This window comes from Planctobacterium sp. AWM4_229 (genome assembly GCF_056160305.1).
In genome coordinates this window covers 53,498-69,872 of the sequence record NZ_JBSWWX010000003.1, presented here as the reverse complement: position 1 = coordinate 69,872, position 16,375 = coordinate 53,498, and the positions used below count along the sequence as shown (strand labels likewise).

The following is a 16,375-nucleotide window of genomic DNA, read 5'->3' as shown; positions in this document are numbered from 1 at the left end:
ACCTCACATGAAATGCACCGAAAAATGTAACATCACTATAGTTACTTAGATTTAATTTGCTATTGCTTGATTCCATACGCAAAGCCAGTATCAGTGACTGTTGCTATTCACAATCCGTCATTTTTTTTCACCCGAGAGAAATAACTACCGACTAATATCAAGGCTCTTAAAATTGTCTTGCTGGTCAGTAAAATAATTTTGATGTTAACTGTTATTCACAAGGACTTATCAATGAAAAACGTAAAACAATCCGTGGCTATCCTGAGCTCAACTTTACTGCTCTCATTTGCAGCGATAGCTGAAACCACGTGCAGCCCAGAAAGCAATGAGGCATTCTCTACAGGAGGCATTAAGACTCCATCATTCGTAACAAGCGGCGCCTATTGGTCTGGCTATTTTGATATCACCAATACCAGTGATGTGCCCATTAAGGTGTTTATGACGTTTACCGACGTCGATGGAAATGATTACACCCCCTACTCTTTGACCTATCATCATAATTTTGATGCCACCAACACGCCGATAAACCTGGAGTATGGCGCAACATTACAGCCTGGCGCTATGGGAATAATACAAATCAAAGACGACAATACTAACCGCGTCAACGTTGGTGATTTATGGTGGACTGCCGAAACCTGCATCGAAGACGCTGTCATGGCAACCATGTTTAACCAGTACAACTACTCAAGTAAGTACGATTCTGGTTGGGTGCCATTAAATGGCGGTAAACCATTTTAAATCGCCATTAACAATGGATTGACTCACTTTATTCAGATGGGTCTTATTGTTTATTAGGTCTTTTCGCTTCAATCAAACCTATGGCACACTAAGTCCCATTCCAAGCAGCAAGATGTATCAACATGAGCGCACTTCCCGGTGAACAGATGAATCGTATCGAAACCTTTGTAGCGGCGGCTTTTGCCTTCGCGGTATCGATGTTGGTGATTTCGGTGGACTCCATTCCAAGTAATTTTGAAGAGTTACAAAGTGCTGCGAAAAATATCCCAGCCTTTGCGGCCAGTTTCGCGATACTTGCCTGGATCTGGCATGAACATGCAAGCTGGTGCCGCAAATACGGTCTGGAGGATACCCGCACCATCGTTTTAAGTTGCCTGTTGGTGTTTCTGGTACTGGTATATATCTATCCGTTGCGTCTAATGATGCAGGGTTTAATGGGCTTTTTGTCACAAGGCTGGTTCCCCTTTGACATGGACTTTGAAGCCACCTGGCAGGTGCGCTTTTTGTTTGGTTTCTACGCTGTGGGCTTTTTATTGCTGAGTCTGACTTTCGCGGGGTTATTTCATCATGCAGCTCAAAAAGCAGCAGAGATCGGACTGTCCGATGAAGAAACACGAATCGCAAAAACCGAAGCCATCATCTGGTTGAGTGGCGCTAGCGTGTGTGTGCTGGCACTGCTTTTGTGTATTCTCGTACCTTCGAACTGGATAGGCTATACCGGCTTTACTTACTTTTTACTGTTTCCGCAAAATTTTATATTGCGCGAAAAAGTACTTAAAAAAGTAGCAAACAAAATAATCACACCTGAAGGCGACAACACCTGAGAGATGTTGCACGCACCTCTGTAGGATAACAACTATAGTTTAGCGGCGAGGCGCAAAATAGCGGCCAACAATTCAGCTGCACATTGCTCAAGCTTTTGCAGCGTATTCAGGGTGTTTTCGTCAACACCGTTCGCCGCTAAAGAAAACGTTCGTGATGCCTGCTCGTAAAACTTATTAAATGCCGATTCACAAGCTTTGTATTCGTTTAGTTTGCCAAACTTAGATTGACCTTGATCTTGCATCCAGCGTCCTAGCTCAGAGTCGGCCTTATTCGAAAGCCCCCCACTGCCGCGTCCCAAGAGACCTTGGTACACCTGAGTTTTAATTTGTAATACGTCCAGCTGTGCAATTGCTAACAGCGCTTTGTCGGCGCCCACAACAATAGTATCGCGCATATCACCGGACATATCTAAGACCTGCGACACCTTAGTTCTAACCTCACTGGTTTTCTCCACCAGCACACGAGATTTTTCCGACACATCGTTGATGTTAGTTTCGATGTTTTTTGTGCCTTCTTCGATTTTTTCTACCAGGTTGTTAATTTCCTGAGTGGATTCCGAAGAGCGCATTGCCAAATTTCGCACTTCTTCGGCAACTACAGCAAAGCCTCGCCCACTTTCCCCGGCCCGAGCGGCTTCAATGGCAGCATTTAAGGCTAACAAATTGGTTTGCTCTGCAATTGAGTTGATAACACCTACAAAGTTACTGATACGGCTGGCTAATCCGGACAGTTCCCCAGCATGGGTTACACCTTGCGCAGCAATACTGTCAATCTGACTTAAACCATTAACGGCTTCATCCAGCATTTCTGCTGATCCGGTAAAGAGATCTTCGGTAGCACTCAAATTGTCTGTTTGTGCAGATAAAGCTTGGGAGCTGTCTTGCATCAACTCTTTGACATTGCTGATTTGGCTTTGTCCTTTAACAAGACTCTCTGTCAGGCCATTTCCGCCCGTATCTTTTTGCTGTGCTTCGGCTAGCAGCATTTCGCTATTAGCTAACTGCTTCTCCAGCTGGGAAATACGTTCATTCAGTGTTTGATTTTCACTGTTGAGTTGTTTGATTTGAAGGAGGTCATCTTCGTTGCTTTTATTTAACCACCACATAATGTCTTTTCTCGTGTAATTAGAAACAATAAACGGCTATTGAATACATATCGTCTATTTTTTTAATTACATCAGCGCTTTTTTAATAATTCTTTTGTTTTACCCGCAGGCTGGCACCCACTGTGGCAAATTTGGGAACCGGCTTCCACACAGGTTTAATCAAAGACAGCGGAAACTCCTGCTTTTTCGCCACCAGAATGTAAACGGAAGCCAGGAAGGACAAGTGCTTTTGCGCAAGTTGATGCCACTTTTGCGCTTTTTTTAAATCCCTAGAAAACAATAACTCAGAGAACAAAAAACGCTTCTCTTCAGTAACTTGATAGCCCATCAGCGACAACCAATCTCGAACCCTGGAACGACTAAATAAACGCGCTTGATGCAAAGGATTTTGTTTTTTGAGTGGCAACCACTTAGCTATCCCAGCCAAGCTATAGGGATTAAACCCCACGATCACTATATGTCCATTGGGGATCAAGCAGTGGTCAACTTCGCGCAAAATATGATGTGGATCGCTGGCATAATCCAGCACGTGGGTCATCAATACTGCATCAACGCTCTTTTCTTTGTAGGGCAGCTCGGTAGGCTTAGCTACGACTCCTGCAAGCGCATTATTGTGGTAAGAGTGACATACTTGATGTTTTATGGGACAGCTATCCAAATTCAGCGCCTGACTTAACTCACCCAACTTAACTAAGTGATAACCAAAGCACTTCTGCATTACCGGTGCAAGCTCATGCTCGTAAACACCTTTAAGCCCCTTGCTATGTGGCATTGCCTGCCACGATGTAGGGGCCGAGAGTTTTTTGTTGAGCAGTGCGGGTCTGAACAAGCGAATTCCGTAAAAATCAAATTAGCAGTATGAACTCAAGAACGTTATATTATGGCAAAGTGAATGAGAACCATAGAACTTTTGACCAAGAGATGATCAACGTTTTTCCCATCCCTGCTTTTACTGACAACTATATCTGGTGCCTCCACAATGGACAAACTGCTGTAGTGGTTGACCCAGGACAAGCCGCACCGGTTGAGCAGTATTTACACGACAATACCCTTGAACTAACTCATATTTTGCTCACCCATCACCATCCTGATCACACTGGTGGTGTAGCACAACTCAAGAAGCCGGGTGTCACTGTTTATGGTCCCGTATCAAAGCGTATTGCTCATATCGATGTTGCAGTGAAAGAAGGTGAACAGATTAACATCACGCCACTTGATGCGGATTTCACCGTGATGGAAGTCCCCGGCCACACGAAAGAACACATTGCCTATTTTGGGGATATTGGTCTGTTTTGTGGTGACACCTTATTCTCCGCAGGGTGTGGGCGTTTGTTTGAAGGAACCCCTGCTCAAATGTATCAGGTATTCCAACGCTATGCTGAGTTACCTTCAGACACCAAGGTATTTTGCACCCATGAATACACCCAAGCGAACCTGGATTTTGCCCTTGATCTGCTTCCTGCCGATATTGCACTCAACGAATATAACCAACGCGTTAAGTCGCTACGAAAACTGGATAAACCCACATTGCCTACCTCAATATCGTTAGAACTAAAGGTAAATCCATACATGCGTGCAGGAGAAGCTGAATTTGCCACTGCAATTCAACAAAAAACGGGTAAAATACCCCAATCAGAGCTGGAAGCCTTTGCCGCTATTCGGCAACTAAAAGACCAATTTTAAACAGCACTTACCATACAGGACGACTTAGTGACCTATCGAATATTCTTGCCGTTAGTTATTGCGTTTGCCTTGCAGGGTTGCCAGCTGACGCAGCCCCTCACTGAAAATGAGACATCCTCTGACGATTTTATAGCCGCCGAATACATTGACGAATGTTATATTCCACCCGATGTGGCAGACCTTGCTTTTGAGTGCGATGAAAACAGTGAAGGCACCCATGAAGTCATTCATCCGGTGAGTGAACTTGACGAACTTATCAGTTCCGTTCCAGAAATGGAGCAAATCACCGAGCAAGATACTATAGAGCAAGATGATCTATGGCAGTTAGTTCGCAGCGAATTGACCATGGTGATCCCTGACAATAGACGCATCTGGAACCAGCAAGCCTGGTATCGCAAACATCCCGAATACATGGAGCGCGTCAACAAACGCGCAGCCCCCTTTTTCAAGCATATTGTAGAGAAACTCAAGGAAGCTGATATGCCGATGGAATTGGCACTGTTGCCAATAGTGGAAAGTGCTTTCGACCCCTTTGCCTATTCTCATGGTCGTGCAGCCGGTATGTGGCAGTTCATCCCTGGCACCGCTGAACGCTTTGGCATTAAACAAACTTGGTGGTTTGACGGGCGTCGAGATGTCATTTCTTCCACCGATGGCGCCATTAAATACCTGCAGTACTTACACAAGTTTTTCGATGGCAACTGGCTGCACGCGCTTGCAGCTTACAACAGTGGTGAAGGTCGTGTGCGCAATGCTATCAAGCGCAACAGACGCAATGGCAAGCCTACTGATTTCTGGAACCTTGATTTACCCCGAGAAACCCGAGCTTACGTGCCTAAGTTACTGGCTCTTTCTGACCTGTTGATGCGCTCGGAAGAGATAGGCTTTGATTGGCCAACACTGAAAAACGAAGACGTTACTGAAGTAGTGGAGATCGGCTCTCAAATAGATTTAGCTATGGCTGCCGATTGGGCAGGACTGACCGTCGAGCAATTGCATTCATTAAACCCCGGATTTAATCGCTGGGCTACCGATCCCAAGGGTCCGCATCGCTTGTTATTGCCCATCGATAAAGTGGCACAGTTTGAACTAGCACTAGGTGATAAATCCGAACGACAGCGCTTGAATTGGGTAAGACATAAAATTAAATCTGGAGAAAGTCTGCTCAAGCTGGCCAACAAATATCACACCTCAGTAGATGTTATTCAGCAAGTGAATGAATTGCGGGGTAACGTTATCCGTGCTGGCGACTATTTGATGATCCCGGTGGCGTTAAAATCATTGGACTATTACTCGCTGTCAGAAGAGCAACGTTTACTAGCCAAGCAGTCAAAAAAGCGTGGCACTCACCAGTTAAAGCATAAGGTGAAATCTGGTGATACTTTGTGGGATATTAGCCGCGAATACAATGTGAACTTGCGCAGCTTAGCCAAGTGGAATGGCATGGCTCCCACCGACCCGTTAAAACCCGGTAAAGAGCTGGTTATCTGGGTGAATCAAGTCAGTGAAATGCAAAGCGACAACGCGGTAATGCGCACGGTAACCTACACAGTTCGCAAAGGCGATTCACTGGCCCGCATTGCCAATAAGTTCAACGTCGCCATCAATGACCTGACTAAATGGAACCAGTTGAATAAGAAAAAGTACCTGCAGCCGGGACAGAAACTAAAGATTTACGTGGATGTGACTCGCACCTGATTACACTGAGAAAACGTTATGACATTAACAAGCCCTCTGATGAGGGCTTTTTATTACTAAGAATCAGGTTAAGCTACCATATCAAACTGCAACAAAGGTGTGATGTCCAGATAAGCGGCTGCTTCTTTTGGACTTTTAACCAATGGCACTTCCCCTAAAAATGGCGCATCGAGATGCTCTTTCAAAGTTTTGATGTTTTCGGTTAAAAACGGCATCTCCGCATCCACGTGATTCGCCACCCAGCCGGCTATTGTTAAGCCATCCTGTTTGATAATCTCTGCCGTCATGCAGGCGTGATTGATACAACCAAGGCGCACCCCCACCACAAGCACTACGGGTATATCGTACTGTTTAACGAATTCTGACATGAAGCGCTTGTTACCGACCGGTAAGCGCCATCCGCCAGCGCCTTCCACAATAGTGAGGTCTGCTTGTTTCTTGAGTAAGCGCTCAAAACCATCAGCGACACCTTGCAGGCAAATCTCTCGTCCAGCTCGTTGTGCTGCCAGATGCGGGGCCACAGCCTCCTGGAAGGGATAGGGATTGACTTCGTCATAAGTAAGATTGATGGTACTGGCATCTTTCAAACACAGTGCATCTTCATTGCGTAAACCGGAAGAGGTAAGAACACAACCAGAAGCAACAGGCTTATAGCCCACGCAAGTTTTACGCTTTTGTTCGTAAATATGCATGATCGTGCGGGAGATAAAGGTTTTGCCTACCTCGGTATCAGTACCTGTCACAAAAAACACACTCAAACTATATTCTCCGGTTGAGATTTATGAAAATTGATAAACGCAATCTGCCAACTAAGGGGCAACTTATTTTCGCAGCCAAACTTGTCTTTATACACTGAATTTAATATTTTCAGTTTAGTTTTATTCAAGGGGGTTTGCTGGCCTGCATCGAGCACCACGCCTGCTCCAATATCTTTAATAGAATGCAGCACCGCAAAAATATTTTGGTGCCATGAAGTAAAGCGCTGTTGTTGCACCTGTACCTCAAACCCCGCATTTTTAAAGGCGTTATACCAGGATTTGACTGGCATAAAGCGATTCACAGGAGATGGCTGTGCAAGGCTCAGCCAACAATAATTAAGCTCATTTAATGACCCATCTACCACCACAGCCAATGTCCCTTGTCCAGTGCTGGAAATAATACGGAAACACTCCTTCGCCACTTTTTCAGCCTGTGCTAGCCACTGCAGAGCCATACTACTGTAGATGAGATCAATACTTTGCCCTGTCAAAGGCAGTGCTTCGGCATCTGAGACAGTCCAGCTCAACTGCTTTTGGGCATAATGGTTTTGTGCGAAATGAATCATCCCTTGCGCTAAATCCAATCCGGTGGCTCGATGAGCAAATTCAAGCAAACGGCCGGTAAAGGCCCCTGTACCACAGCCTATGTCAATGGCATGGGCAAGCTTTGCTTTGCCGGCCCTGCTATTGGCAATCAAAGAAAAAGCATGCTCAGCAATGTCTTTTTGCACCAGAGCATGGGTGTCGTACATAGCGGCCGCTTCACCAAAGCAACAGGCGATGCGTTGTTTAATATCCGACTCTGAGAGCACTTGTGGAGCCACTACCGCTTGTTGTGATATCGCAGAGGCAGTCATCGTAACTCTCCTTTTGCACTATCCAGTGCCAAGCGCAAGCTACGCACCAACTCTTCAATGTCACTTTTGTTATGCAATGCACTTAATGTAATGCGTAATCGATCTGTGTGTTTGGGTACCGTGGGATAACGGATACCTGAAACCCAAAACCCTTGCTCTCGTAGACTCTGACTGACAGCCATAGTGCTCTCGGGTGAACCAATGATCACAGGTTGAATTGCTGTCTCAGATTGACTTAAGGGAATATCAAAACGACAGCAGGCGTTTCTGAATGTCTCGATGTTGGCCCTGAGCTTATCTCGCAAACTGAGATCCGACTCAATAAGCCGCAAACTGCTTAAAGTAGCATGGGCATGTGCAGCTGAAAATGCCGTGCTATAAACGTAATGTCGGGCAAAATTTTGCAGGAAAGTAATTAGCTGCGCGGAACCTGCGACAAAAGCTCCACCTGTTCCCACAGCTTTGCCAAAAGTAGCCATCACAATCTGCGGTTTCAAGCGTTCACTGCCGATTTGCACTTTGAATTGCTCGCTACCCAGCACACCAATACTGTGAGCGTTATCCAGCATCAACCAAGCATTGTGCTTTTGCGCTAAGGGCAAAAGCGTCTCAAACGGTGCGCTATCGCCATCCATGCTAAATGTGCCCTCAGATACCAGCAATATATCGCGATACTGCTGTGCATTCGCTGCCAACAAAGTGTCTAAATGATTCATATCGTTGTGCCTAAAACGCTTCAATGGCGCTTCTGCAGATACACTGCCATCAATCAACGAAGCATGACTCAATCTATCCGCCAAAATCAGGCCTTTGCTGTTATCCATCAAGGTCTTACAAACAGCATAGTTAGCGGCAAATCCGGAGCTAAACAACATGACACTCTCTTGCCCTGTCAGCTGGCAGAGGTAGTCACAAAGGTCTTGATGTTGTTGGCTGAACCCGGTAACTACAGGCGACGCTCCCGAGCCCGCCGGAAATGAACTCTGTAAAGCGTCTATCACCTTAGGGTGTTGACTCATTCCCAGGTAATCGTTAGCGGAGAAGTTCAGGTACCAGCGACCATCAATTTGCGCTCGGGCAGCATCGACAGCCTGTACCGTAACAGGCTGACGCAATAAGTTTTGTTGTTGCCGGGCGCTGATGGCCTCGGCGACATGTTCAAAGGGCATTATAGCGCTGCGTTGTGAAACAGTTTTTCTTGTTGTTGCTCTTGCACCGCTTCACGCAGCACGGCTTCATGTGCCTCATCAGAATAGTCACGACCTTTCTCAGGGTTGATGCCCAACTTCTTAAACAACAGTAGGTCTTTGTCCGTTTCCGGATTGGGGGTGGTCAGCAGCTTACAGCCATAGAATATAGAATTAGCGCCAGCCATAAAGCACAGGGCCTGCATCTGCTCATTCATGGCCTCGCGTCCGGCAGACAAGCGCACATGCGATTTAGGCATCATAATGCGGGCCACTGCAATGGTGCGAATAAATTCAAACGGCTCAAGATCTTCCTGGTCCTGCAAAGGCGTACCTTCTACTTTCACCAACATATTAATCGGCACACTTTCCGGGTGTTGCTCCAGGTTAGCCAGTTGCATTAACAGACCTGAACGGTCGTTAGATGCTTCCCCCATACCTACAATACCGCCAGAACAAACATTCATGCCTGCTTCGCGCACATTGCTGAGGGTATCAAGACGTTCCTGATAGGTTCGCGTGGTGATGATTTCACCGTAGAATTCGGGAGAGGTATCAAGGTTGTGATTGTAATAATCCAGACCCGCTTGTTTTAGTGCCAATGCCTGGTCACGGCTTAACATACCCAAGGTCATACAGGTTTCCAGGCCTAGGGCCTTCACGCCCTCAATCATTTGTACCAGATAGGGCATATCCCGCTCTTTCGGGTTACGCCAGGCGGCCCCCATACAAAAACGCGTGGATCCCGTAGCTTTGGCATGACGCGCGGTTTCCAGCACCTTTTCCACTTCCAACAAACGTTCTTTTTCCAACCCCGTGTCGTAACGCGCACTTTGAGGGCAATATTTGCAATCTTCGGGACAAGCGCCGGTTTTGATGGATAACAAAGTGCTCACTTGCACTTCATTCGGATCAAAATGCTGACGATGTACCGTTTGCGCCTGAAACAACAGGTCGTTAAAAGGCAGGTTAAATAAGGCGTTTACTTCCGCTAAAGTCCAGTTATGACGTATATCAGAAGCCGTTTGTTGATTTGTGAGCATGAAGATTCCTGTGGGCACTCTTTATTTTTTGCCTGCTTAGTCTAAAATCGCCAGTAATTTTGTCAACTTAAAGAATAACACAAGGTTTACCTTTGATTATTTTTTGAACTACTGGTGAGTATTTTGTCTTTTATCGATACACAATTCGACACGCAACACATCTGGCACCCCTACACTTCCGCCATTTCACCGCTGCCCTGCTATCCAGTAGTTTCAGCGTCGGGCGTTAAATTGACTCTTGAAGATGGTAAACAAGTTATCGACGGCATGAGCAGTTGGTGGGCTACCGTGCATGGTTATAATCACCCGGAGCTTAATGCCGCAGCCGAAGCACAACTAAAAAAAATGTCACATGTGATGTTTGGTGGCATCACTCATGAACCTGCGATTGAACTGTGTCGGAAACTCATCGATATGACACCGGACGGTCTTAACCGGGTTTTTCTCGCCGATTCTGGCTCTGTGGCGGTAGAAGTTGCCATGAAAATGGCAGTGCAATACTGGGCCTGTCAGGGCAATCAAAATAAACACAAGTTTATTGCGCCACGCAACGGTTACCACGGTGATACCTTTGCCGCCATGTCTGTGAGTGATCCTGCCAACGGCATGCATTCTCTATTTGCGCCTGTGCTCAATCAGCAGTTGTTTGCACCTGCACCGCAAACTCGTTTTGGGCAAGCATGGAATGAAGATGAGATGGGACCTTTAACCGATATGCTAGAAAGCCATCATCATGAAATTGCTGCCATGATTCTGGAGCCCGTAGTACAAGGGGCAGGTGGTATGCGTATTTATCATCCCCAATACTTACGACGTGTCAGACAATTGTGCGATCAATACGACATATTGTTGATTTGTGACGAAATCGCCACGGGTTTTGGTCGTACCGGCAAACTTTTCGCTTGTGAACACGCTGACATTAGCCCCGATATTTTGTGCCTCGGCAAAGCGCTTACCGGTGGCTATATGACCCTTGCGGCTACCTTGTGCAACGATGATGTTGCCATGGGCGTTTGCCAGGGAGAGCCCGGAGTATTTATGCACGGCCCTACTTATATGGGCAATCCATTAGCTTGTGCTGTCGCTAATGCCAGCCTGAGCTTGCTGCAACGCAATGAATGGCAATTTCAAGTGCATGCGATAGAGCAGCAGCTAAAAGAAGAACTGCTGCCCTGTATGGAGGCAGACTCAGTCGCAGACGTGCGAATGTTGGGCGCAATCGGTGTGATTGAAATGCGTTCGCCTGTGGATGTTGCTGCGGTGCAGCGCTTTTGCATTAGTCGCGGTGTGTGGGTGCGCCCGTTTGGAAAGCTGGTGTACATCATGCCGCCGTTCATTATCAGTAAAGAAGAACTGTCTCAGATAACACAAACACTCAATGAGCTGGTGTATCAGGCAACAGCCTGATACACCCAGGCAACAAATGCTGATGCAATAACGATCAAAAACACTAAGCCACAGGCCCATTTTTCATTTTGACGGCGACTGCGGTATTTGCGCAAAAGCAGCATGGTGATACTGAACAAAATGCAAAGGCTAAAAAGCCCATATAACCACGGCAATAAGGCGTCATTCCATTCTTCTCTACCGGTTACGCCCCAATAACGCTGCACTCCTGAAATCCGTTCTGGTCTGGCATAATGAAGCACCACCAGGCCGCTGACAAACAAGATCCACGACAGGATATTACCCACGCGCGATAAGCGATAAAAAAAATCGTGCTTTTTGGAAGTGGTTCTGCGGTCAATACCGTCCCACGTTTTGGCCATAATTGCCCTCCTGAACTGCTGAGTGGCAAAGGTCATTATCTATTAATAACGGCCAGTTTGGTACTTTCTTAACCCGCCAACGAATTCTGCGATGTTTTTAGAGCCGAAGATGGTTCTGCATACTGATACGCTTCTGTCAGAACCGCCGAACCTACGGTGGTATCCACACGCAGATGGATTATGTCTTGGTACTGTACTGAAGTGTACCAGGCTTTGGCGATGGCTTTACTGGCAAAACGAATGACTATGCTCACCTGTGGTGGCGTGCCTTCAAGAGGTTCACTATCATAATCTGCCACCAATACCTCACCGTTAAAGGACTCCAAGGTTGGCCTGACCAACTCCAGATAACGTTGATAATTGAGTTGATCTACTATGTTATAGGTTGCGATGATATAACCTGCCATCCTTTGCACTCTCAATTGTGGTTTAGATTCAACTAAAGCTAGATTAGTCAGGTAAATAAATCAACCTAAAATTAATTTTATTTAGACTCTTTTTGATAGACTCCCGGATTGTGGATCTCCATGTAAGTCTCGGGTTTCTGCAATGCCTTAAAGCCGAACTTTTCATACAGGCCACGGGCGTCTGTAGAAGTCAAGGTAATACGTCGCAAGCCCTGCAGGTGAGGATGAGCCAAGGTAAAGCGCATTAACTCTCTGGAGATACCATTACCTCGGTATTCTGGTACCACAAACACGTCTTTAATATTGGCGTAAGTTGCATAGTCGGTGATCACCCTGACAAACCCCACTTGTTGTTTACCCAAATAGGCACCAATGCACAAAGAGTTTTCTAACGACACCACCACCCTTTCTAACGAAATTCCTTTAGCCCAATAAGTGTGTTGGCTTAAAAAGCGATGGATAAGCTCCACGTCCAATATCTGTTTGTCGTCACTTAATTCAAGCTTTTGCGCTGTGGCTTGTTCGGGTTCTTGCACATCCGGCACAGTATTCATAGTTACTCTCTTTCAGGGTTGTAAAACTTGGCATTGCCATTGGCCAGACAGTTTTGTGAAGTTGTGCCTTAAATGCAAGCGCGAATCCTCAAATTTCAACAGTTCGATTCGCTTGGGCTCAACGCAGTATCCTCCCCAACTTTTTGGCCTTGGGATTGATTTACCTTGCTGTAGTGCTTGAGCGGCGAGAAATTGCTGTTTAACAGCATCTACAGAATCCGCTAGTTCGCTTTGCTGAAAAGTACTGGAGATGATTTGTGCGCTGTGATTACGGCTTTGCCAATATTGCTCCGCTAAGGCATCACTGATTTTTGTGGCCGTTCCCTGTATTCTGATCTGATAGCCCACCGGCTCCCACCAAGCGGTGAGTGCCACTTTGTCACATTCGATTATCGCCCTTCCTTTTTCCGACTGATAACCGCTACAAATGGTAAATCCTTGGGAGTTAACCTGTTTTAAATCCACGAAGCGCGCATCGGGAAAACCTTCAGAATCTATCGTGGAAATACAAATGGCACTTTTTTGTTTGAGAAGAGGATGTTGTCTGGCTTGCTGCCAGATTTCAGCCACCATGGCAATTGGATCGCTCATTAGCATTTGCCCTCCTTGTACTGTATTTGAAGACCAGGAACGTTACACTAAATATCTGTTTTAGTTTGCGAAAATTTGTAATATTTAACGAATACCAATACCTCGGAGCGACTTGATGAGCCAAAGCATACATATCGTCGATGCCTTTACGGAACAACTGTTTGCCGGTAATCCCGCGGCAGTGGTGATCCGCAATGAATGGTATAGCGATGAGCTAATGCAAAAAATCGCCAGTGAAAACAATCTAGCAGAAACCGCCTTTTTGGTGCAACACAATGAAGCAGAGTATGCGATACGCTGGTTCTCTCCTTTAACTGAAATCGACTTTTGTGGTCATGCCACCCTTGCAGCAAGCTCAGTGATTTTCGATGCAAAACCAACACTGAACAGCTTGCGAATCAAAACCAGCAGTGTCGGCGACTTGGTTATTGAGAAAAAACCAGATGGCAAAATTAGCATGACCTTCCCGATTCGGACTCTTGAAGCACCAGAAGCCATACCACAAACTCTACTACAAGCACTTCCTGAGCCCCCCGTTAAAATACTGCGCAGTGTGCAGGCCTGGCACGCCATTTATGACAATGAACAAGCCATCTATAAGTGCCAACCTGATTTAGAACAAGTCAAACAATTAGCACCGTTAGATTTAGTGATTTCGGCGCCTGCAAAAAACTATGACTTTGTTTCCCGTTATTTCTGGCCAGCCAATGGTGGCGACGAGGACCCGGTAACCGGCTCGATTCACGCCAGTCTGGCGCCATGGTGGGCGGAACAGCTGGGCAAAAGCAAACTCGTAGCCCATCAAGCTTCACAACGCGGTGGCACGCTGTATTGTGAGGTGAAAGAAAACAATGTGATAGTTTCAGGCTACACCAGAAAGTATCTGATGGGAGAAATCACGCTGTAGCGGTAATTACAATAGCAAAGATAACGCAGTTTGAGGCGCACTATTGGCCTGCCCGAGCACAGCGATGGTAGCTTGTTGAATAATTTGATTACGGGTTAATTCAGAGGCTTCAGAGGCGTAATCGGCATCCTGTATTCGACTCATGGAAGAAGCAAGGTTTGCGGAAACTTCGGTGAGATTGCGTATGGTAGATTGAAAACGATTAGTAAGTGCACCTAACTTTGCCCGTTCTGTGCCGATTGCAGAAACGGCACCATCTATTGCCGCAAGGGCGGAAGAAGCACCACCGAAGGTGGTAACATCTACATTGCCAACACCAATACCGGAAGGGCCAAATCCACCAGTACGTGAAAGGTTAATAGATATGGATTGCCCCGCAAACGCCCCAATCTGAAAAGCCGCCGAATAATCACCAGACAATACCGCATTGCCAGCAAAGTTGGTATCCGACACCACCCGACTCATTTCTGACGTCAACGCAGTAATCTCTTGCTGTATGGCGGTGCGCTCTGCAGAACCGTTAATTCCGCTTTGAGATTGGATAGCTAACTGCCTGATGCGCTGCAGAGAATCGGTGACTTCTTTTAGTGAACCTTCTGCAACTTCGGTCATAGAGATTGCGTCATTAGCGTTGCGCACACTTTGCTGCAGGCCATCACGTTGAGCCTCAAACTTAGTGATCACCTGTAATCCTGCGGCATCATCCGCAGCTCTATTTATACGCAAGCCCGATGACAGCCTTTCGTAAGAAACATCCAATGCAGAACCCGCATCAAACAGGGTGTTTCGAGCAATCAAGGCTGACACGTTCGTATTCACGAACAAGGTCACATTGGTCTCCTGTTAACCAATTGCATGTTTCCGGGCTTACAACAGACGCAACTTACCACACAGTTGCTGACGCAATATACAACAGCGCCGAAGGCGCAACTTACTACTTAGCCGCAGGCGCAAACCGCAGAAAATTATTTAAAGAATCGTTGCTCGTCCTCACAACGGGCAAAGATATAAAGTGGAGAAAACACTACCTTCCTCATCCAGTGTATCGGCAGGTAATATTAGGTATTTAGATACATACGAAAAATAACAGTAAGTCAGAAGTAATTGACGCGAAAAACAGAATTTAATATGAAGGAAAAGGGCGGATAAGTTCGCTTTCAGGGTAACGATAAAAAGTCGACATCTTTCGCCAGTGTTGACCTGTGTATTCAGTAATATTTTGCTTATCAGTGTTAACCCAAAAAGTATCGCGATTGAACATAAACTCAGGTACATAATCTGTATTTAAGGAAGCAAGTGGATAGTGTCGCCAAGATAAGCCAACTCGTTTAGATGTCGCTTCCAAAATATAATCTTGCCCTTCAATGGTCGCGACCACCCAAGCATGCCCGCCTTGAGGCACATGACCGACAACAACTTTTGCGTCCACACCTTCTGAAATAAGCCAGTCGGCGAGCACAATGGCGTGATCTTCACAATCACCGCGCAAATTGATAAATGCTTCGGCCGAGTTTTGCCAAACTTCAGTCTTCCCATATTGCCGAGAATCCAGCTGATAGATTTTTCGCTGAGCGATGGCATATAGAGGTAACGCCAGGTTATCCACTGAAAAAGGATGAATCCCCAACAGGAAGCTATTGACGAAATACTGACGACCATCAGTCCCTTCTTCCGAAATAGTACCGGGAATAAAGTCTCCGCGACCAAAGTCATTGTTTACCCATTCGCCTTCCCAGTAATAGGCCCAGTGGCTCGCTTTCCGAGACGCCCGGATTTGCATTTCGGTCTGAGTTAGCTGCGCTCCATCAGCTGCAAAGACAACATAACCATCTTGGTGTTCCTTTACCAACTGGAGAAGAGAAGACGCCGCTTCCATTCTCTTTTGAAGAGGGTTATCTATTTCTTTTTTTTCAGCATCCAGAATAATAGCAATGAAAGCTGCCACTAAAAAAACCAGTAGTTGCAGGGAATCTCCAGGCTTAATCATGGCTGTTTCGGCACTATGATTTAAAGCCAAAGCTTATGATTAAGGCCACGAAAATCATAATTGAAGAAGCGAAAATAGCGACAGACAAGTTATTGTTCTTTAATTCCTCCTGAATATTGACGTTTTTAAGCAATTTACTATCAATGATTAGTAAAGCCACAACGGCAATAAACAAGGTAATGATGGTGTAACACACATTTAATGCAAGATTGATTAAGCTTGCACTGATAAAGTTCCATTCCATAATATTCACTCTTATCGAAATT

Annotated in this window: 19 protein-coding genes; 6 read left to right on the top strand and 13 right to left on the bottom strand. The window is 46.0% G+C overall.

Annotation, left to right across the window (positions count from 1 at the left end; translation table 11 throughout):
- Positions 1 to 231 precede the first annotated feature (231 nt).
- Positions 232 to 738, top strand: a complete 507-nt coding sequence (locus ACXAGP_RS06590) for a hypothetical protein (protein WP_475260333.1) — start codon at positions 232 to 234, stop codon at positions 736 to 738.
- 122 nt (positions 739 to 860) lie between these two features.
- Positions 861 to 1,562, top strand: coding sequence for a TMEM175 family protein (locus ACXAGP_RS06585; RefSeq protein WP_475260332.1), 702 nt, complete (start codon positions 861 to 863; stop codon positions 1,560 to 1,562).
- A 32-nt stretch (positions 1,563 to 1,594) separates the two neighbouring features.
- Here ACXAGP_RS06585 and ACXAGP_RS06580 read toward each other — a convergent pair whose 3' ends face one another.
- Both ACXAGP_RS06580 and ACXAGP_RS06575 read right to left on the bottom strand, forming a co-directional pair.
- Complete coding sequence (locus ACXAGP_RS06580; protein WP_475260330.1) at positions 1,595 to 2,668, bottom strand: methyl-accepting chemotaxis protein; 1,074 nt, start codon at positions 2,666 to 2,668, stop codon at positions 1,595 to 1,597.
- 82 nt (positions 2,669 to 2,750) lie between these two features.
- Positions 2,751 to 3,497: a class I SAM-dependent methyltransferase gene (locus ACXAGP_RS06575; protein ID WP_475260328.1), complete on the bottom strand. Its 747-nt coding sequence runs from the start codon at positions 3,495 to 3,497 to the stop codon at positions 2,751 to 2,753.
- A gap of 29 nt (positions 3,498 to 3,526) precedes the next feature.
- Between ACXAGP_RS06575 and gloB the strand changes: the two genes are divergently transcribed.
- On the top strand, positions 3,527 to 4,351 hold the full coding sequence (gene gloB, locus ACXAGP_RS06570) for a hydroxyacylglutathione hydrolase (protein ID WP_475260327.1): 825 nt from the start codon (positions 3,527 to 3,529) through the stop codon (positions 4,349 to 4,351).
- Between the two features lie 27 nt (positions 4,352 to 4,378).
- Positions 4,379 to 6,049, top strand: a complete 1,671-nt coding sequence (locus ACXAGP_RS06565; protein WP_475260326.1) for a LysM peptidoglycan-binding domain-containing protein — start codon at positions 4,379 to 4,381, stop codon at positions 6,047 to 6,049.
- A 68-nt stretch (positions 6,050 to 6,117) separates the two neighbouring features.
- On the opposite strand, the gene bioD is transcribed toward ACXAGP_RS06565, so the two are convergent.
- Genes bioD through bioB form a run of 4 tightly spaced genes read right to left on the bottom strand, consistent with a single transcriptional unit; the run spans position 6,118 to position 9,894 of the window.
- Complete coding sequence (gene bioD / locus ACXAGP_RS06560; RefSeq protein WP_475260941.1) at positions 6,118 to 6,801, bottom strand: dethiobiotin synthase; 684 nt, start codon at positions 6,799 to 6,801, stop codon at positions 6,118 to 6,120.
- A gap of 2 nt (positions 6,802 to 6,803) precedes the next feature.
- A complete protein-coding gene (locus ACXAGP_RS06555) occupies positions 6,804 to 7,664 on the bottom strand; it encodes a methyltransferase domain-containing protein (protein WP_475260324.1) in 861 nt (286 codons plus the stop codon).
- Positions 7,661 to 8,833 carry an aminotransferase class I/II-fold pyridoxal phosphate-dependent enzyme gene (locus tag ACXAGP_RS06550; protein WP_475260322.1) on the bottom strand — a complete coding sequence of 391 codons (1,173 nt, stop codon included), beginning with the start codon at positions 8,831 to 8,833 and terminating at the stop codon, positions 7,661 to 7,663. The genes ACXAGP_RS06555 and ACXAGP_RS06550 overlap by 4 nt, the downstream gene beginning before the upstream one ends.
- Positions 8,833 to 9,894 (bottom strand): biotin synthase BioB, encoded by a 1,062-nt coding sequence (gene bioB, locus ACXAGP_RS06545; RefSeq protein ID WP_475260321.1) that lies wholly within the window; start codon positions 9,892 to 9,894, stop codon positions 8,833 to 8,835. Before bioB ends, ACXAGP_RS06550 begins: the two co-directional genes overlap by 1 nt.
- A 123-nt stretch (positions 9,895 to 10,017) precedes the next feature.
- On the opposite strand from bioB, the gene bioA reads away from it, so the two are divergent.
- A complete protein-coding gene (bioA, locus tag ACXAGP_RS06540; protein WP_475260320.1) occupies positions 10,018 to 11,301 on the top strand; it encodes an adenosylmethionine--8-amino-7-oxononanoate transaminase in 1,284 nt (427 codons plus the stop codon).
- On the opposite strand, the gene ACXAGP_RS06535 is transcribed toward bioA, so the two are convergent.
- From ACXAGP_RS06535 to ACXAGP_RS06520, 4 genes are all read right to left on the bottom strand, one after another.
- On the bottom strand, positions 11,286 to 11,663 hold the full coding sequence (locus ACXAGP_RS06535; protein WP_475260318.1) for a hypothetical protein: 378 nt from the start codon (positions 11,661 to 11,663) through the stop codon (positions 11,286 to 11,288). The genes bioA and ACXAGP_RS06535 overlap by 16 nt on opposite strands.
- A gap of 68 nt (positions 11,664 to 11,731) precedes the next feature.
- Positions 11,732 to 12,070 (bottom strand): DUF1330 domain-containing protein, encoded by a 339-nt coding sequence (locus tag ACXAGP_RS06530; RefSeq protein WP_475260316.1) that lies wholly within the window; start codon positions 12,068 to 12,070, stop codon positions 11,732 to 11,734.
- A 77-nt stretch (positions 12,071 to 12,147) separates the two neighbouring features.
- Positions 12,148 to 12,624 (bottom strand): GNAT family N-acetyltransferase, encoded by a 477-nt coding sequence (locus ACXAGP_RS06525; RefSeq protein WP_475260315.1) that lies wholly within the window; start codon positions 12,622 to 12,624, stop codon positions 12,148 to 12,150.
- Positions 12,625 to 12,636: 12 nt separating this feature from the next.
- Positions 12,637 to 13,215: a pyridoxine/pyridoxamine 5'-phosphate oxidase gene (locus ACXAGP_RS06520; RefSeq protein ID WP_475260313.1), complete on the bottom strand. Its 579-nt coding sequence runs from the start codon at positions 13,213 to 13,215 to the stop codon at positions 12,637 to 12,639.
- Positions 13,216 to 13,330: 115 nt separating this feature from the next.
- Between ACXAGP_RS06520 and ACXAGP_RS06515 the strand changes: the two genes are divergently transcribed.
- Positions 13,331 to 14,122, top strand: coding sequence for a PhzF family phenazine biosynthesis protein (locus ACXAGP_RS06515; protein WP_475260312.1), 792 nt, complete (start codon positions 13,331 to 13,333; stop codon positions 14,120 to 14,122).
- A gap of 6 nt (positions 14,123 to 14,128) precedes the next feature.
- On the opposite strand, the gene ACXAGP_RS06510 is transcribed toward ACXAGP_RS06515, so the two are convergent.
- The 3 genes from ACXAGP_RS06510 to ACXAGP_RS06500 form a co-directional block, all read right to left on the bottom strand.
- Positions 14,129 to 14,953: a flagellin N-terminal helical domain-containing protein gene (locus tag ACXAGP_RS06510; protein ID WP_475260311.1), complete on the bottom strand. Its 825-nt coding sequence runs from the start codon at positions 14,951 to 14,953 to the stop codon at positions 14,129 to 14,131.
- A gap of 292 nt (positions 14,954 to 15,245) precedes the next feature.
- Entirely contained in the window at positions 15,246 to 16,109 is an 864-nt protein-coding gene (locus tag ACXAGP_RS06505) for a hypothetical protein (protein ID WP_475260309.1), read from the bottom strand.
- Between the two features lie 13 nt (positions 16,110 to 16,122).
- On the bottom strand, positions 16,123 to 16,353 hold the full coding sequence (locus ACXAGP_RS06500) for a DUF350 domain-containing protein (RefSeq protein ID WP_475260308.1): 231 nt from the start codon (positions 16,351 to 16,353) through the stop codon (positions 16,123 to 16,125).
- Positions 16,354 to 16,375 lie beyond the last annotated feature (22 nt).